The organism is Stenotrophomonas sp. P5_B8 (genome assembly GCF_054049855.1).
In genome coordinates, this window is the sequence record NZ_JBFULO010000401.1 from 1 (window position 1) to 3,444 (window position 3,444).

A 3,444-nucleotide genomic window follows, 5' to 3' on the forward strand; every position below is an offset into this window, starting at 1 on the left:
GCAACCGCATTACAATGGACCGCATGAGCGAATTCACCGTCCTGATTGCCGACGACCACCCGTTGCTGCGCGCGGCGGTGGTGCACTCGCTGCGCCAGTCGCTCCCGCAGGCGCAGGTGCTCGAAGTGGCCAGCGCCTCCGCACTGGAAGCCGCGCTGGACCAGCACCCGGAGATCGAGCTGGTGCTGCTGGACCTGACCATGCCCGGTGCCCGCGGGTTCTCCTCGCTGCTGCACGTACGCGGCGCGCACCCGGACATCCCGGTGGTCATCGTCTCCTCCAACGACCATCCGCGCGTCATCCGCCGCGCGCAGCAGTTCGGCGCAGCCGGCTTCATCCCCAAATCCGCCCCCGCCGAGACTATCGGCCAGGCGGTGGCGGCGGTGCTCGATGGCGGGGTGTGGTTCCCGGCCATGGCGCCAGAGCGCTCCGAGTCCGACGCGCTGCTCGCCGCACGCCTCGCCCAGCTCACCCCGCAGCAGTTCCGCGTGCTGCTGTGCCTGGCCGACGGCCTGCTCAACAAGCAAATCGCCTACGAGCTGGGCCTGGCTGAGAACACGGTGAAGGTGCATGTCACCGCGATCCTGAAAAAGCTGGAATGCCACAGCCGCACGCAGGCTGCGGTACTGGTGAAGGCGCTGGAGCCGGAAGGCGATGCCGGCGCGGGGCTGGACGGCTGAGGCCGCGGGGCGGGGACACATCGTCACCTCCGGAGGGTGTCAGCCGAGCATGGCTCGGCTCTACCAGAGCGTGGCACCCTGGCCCCCCAACCCMCCCGGTAGAGCCGAGCCATGCTCGGCTGCTCCCCAACCCACCCGGTAGAGCCGAGCCACGCTCGGCTGACACCCCAATCTACCCGGCAGAGCCGAGCCACGCTCGGCTGCTCCCAATCCACCCGGTAGAGCCGAGCCATGCTCGGCTGCTTCCGAATCACCGATCATCCCCGATGCCGTACCAGCAACTGCGTCATCAACGCGCGCAGCGCCGGCGGCCGCACCGRCTTGGACAGGAACCCCCACCCGTTCTCTGCAGCCTGCGCCTTCAACACATCATCGCGCTCGGCGGTCACCAGGATCACCGGTGGCCGCGCCTGCCACAGTCCACACAACTGCTCATACAGATCCGGGCCGTGCCACTGGCCCATGCGCACATCCAGCAGCAGCAACTGCGGCACGTTGAGCGCGGAGGCGATTTCCAGCACGGCCTGCGGCCCATCGGCCAGCTCCACCGCGCAGYCCCAGCGCTCCAGCAGCGCGCGGGTGGCGGCGCACACACGCGGGTCGTCATCGATGCTCCAGACCCGGCAATGCCGCAGCGGGCTGTCATCGCCGGCGTCAGCCGCTACGGCCGGCACCGGCGTCGGCGCCGGAATGGCCGCCGCGTCGCCGAGCGGCACGCTCACCGTGAACACGCTGCCGCGTCCCAGCGTGGAGCGCAGATGGATGCCATGCCCCAGCAGGCGGCCGATGCGTTCGACGATGGCCAATCCCAGCCCGGCGCCGCGTTCCTGTTCGACGCCATCATCCAGCCGGCGGAACTCCTCGAAGATCTCGCCCTGCAGGCTCTCCGGAATGCCCGGGCCCTGGTCGTGCACCTCGATGCGCAACTGGTCGCCCACGCGGCGGCAGCCCAGCAACACGCGCCCGCGCGGGGTATAACGCAGCGCATTGGACAGGAAGTTCTGCAGGATCCGGCGCAGCAATGCCTCATCGCTGACCACCACCGCCCGCGTATCCACCCAACGCAGCTGCAGCCCGCGACTGTCGGCGGCGATGCCGAACTCACGTGCCAGTGTCTCCAGCAGCGGCGATAGCGCGAACGCGCGCACGTGGGTCTGCAGCGCGCCCGATTCCAGCCGCGATATATCCAGCAGGCTGGTCAGGATCGCATCCTGCGCGGCCAGCGCCGCATCCACGTGCTCGCTCAATGCGCGCGCATCACCGTGCAGCTTGCCGCGCAGCACCGAAACGAACATGCGCGCGGCGTTCAACGGTTGCAGCAGGTCGTGCACGGCCGAGGCGACGAAACGCGATTTGTAGCGGTTGGCCCGCTCGGCCTCGCGGCGCGCCTCGTCCAGGTCACGGGTGCGCTCGGCCACGCGGTGCTCCAGCGCATCGGCCAGCGAGCGCAGTTCACGCGCGGTGTTCTTGTAGGCGGTGATGTCGGCATAGCTGGTGACAAAGCCGCCATCGGGCAGCGGATTGCCGCGGATCTCCAGCACGGTGCCGTCGTCTTTCTCGCTCTCGCGCATGTGCGGCCGGCCGCTGCGCAGGTGGTTCAAGCGGCGCTCGATCGCCTCATCGATTGGGCCGGGACCGAGCAGGCCACGGCGCGCGTTGTAGCGAAAGATCTCCTCGATCGGGCGGCCGACCCGGATCAGCCCGGGCGGAAATTTGAACAGCTCCAGGTAGCGCGCATTCCATGCCACCAGGTTCTGTTCGTTGTCGATCACCACCACGCCCTGCGGCAGGTGCGCCAGGCTGCGGCTGAGCCCGCTGTCGGCCTGCTGGGCGGCCTGCAGCACGCCATCCTGCGCGGTACGCAGCTCCTCGGCATGCTGGGCCAGCACGCTTTCCAGCTCGCGTCGGCTGCGCTGCCGATGCGCATCCAGCCGCCGCCGCTGCTGTACGAACAGCACCAGGAAGCCCAACGCCAACCACGCCGCGCCGCCGCCGATGGCCGCGCTGCGCCCGGCGCTGGTGGCCGCGCCGGCATCGTGCAGCAGGTGCAGGTTCCAGTGTTCCTCGGGCAGGGCCAGGCTTTGCCAGAGCATCCGTCCGGGCAGCGCCGGATCGAGCAGGCGCACCATGCGCCCGCCGTTCTCAAGCACATCTTCGGTGCGGACCCGCAGCGGTTGCAGCGAGCGGTCGGCGTACTGCCGCGCTTCCAGCATCTCGCGGCGCTCGCCCGGCCCCAGCGGGCGCAGCAGGCGGTAGCGCCAAACATCGCGGTTGGCCAGGAACACCACGTCATGCTCATCGCTGGCCAGCACCACGTCCGGGCTGGGCAACCATTCCTGTTCCAATGCCGACAGTTCGATCTTGATCACCACCACGCCGACCCGCACGCCGTCTTCCTCGATCGCCTGGGACAGGAAATACCCGGGCACGCCGGTGGTCATGCCGATGCCGTAGAAACGACCCCGGCCGGTGGCCAGCGCCTGGCGGTAATAGGGGCGGTAGCTGTAATCCTCGCCGACGTTGCTGCTGGGCTGGTCCCAGTTGCTGGCGGCCACGGCCACGCCGTCGTGGCCGACCAGGGTCAGGGTGGAGGCGCGGGTCACCTGGTTGGCGCGCTGCAGTTTCAGGTTCAGGCGCTGCCGCGCGGCGGCATCGGGCACCTTGAGCAGGGCGCGGCGCAGGTCCGGGTCCAGTGCCAGCACCTGCGGCAGGGTCCCGAAGCGGTCGATACGCTGCTGCAGTCCCTGGCCGTACAGTTCCAGCT

2 protein-coding genes are annotated in these 3,444 nt (G+C 69.4%); one reads left to right on the forward strand and one right to left on the reverse strand.

Annotated elements, in window-relative coordinates; all coding sequences use genetic code 11:
• Window positions 1-23: 23 nt before the first annotated feature.
• Complete coding sequence (locus tag ACXJKH_RS17075) at window positions 24-680, forward strand: LuxR C-terminal-related transcriptional regulator (protein ID WP_457321110.1); 657 nt, start codon at window positions 24-26, stop codon at window positions 678-680.
• Window positions 681-937: 257 nt separating this feature from the next.
• Here the strand turns inward: ACXJKH_RS17075 and ACXJKH_RS17080 are convergent.
• On the reverse strand, window positions 938-3,444 hold a 2,507-nt coding region (locus tag ACXJKH_RS17080; protein WP_457321108.1), incomplete at its 5' end, for a hybrid sensor histidine kinase/response regulator.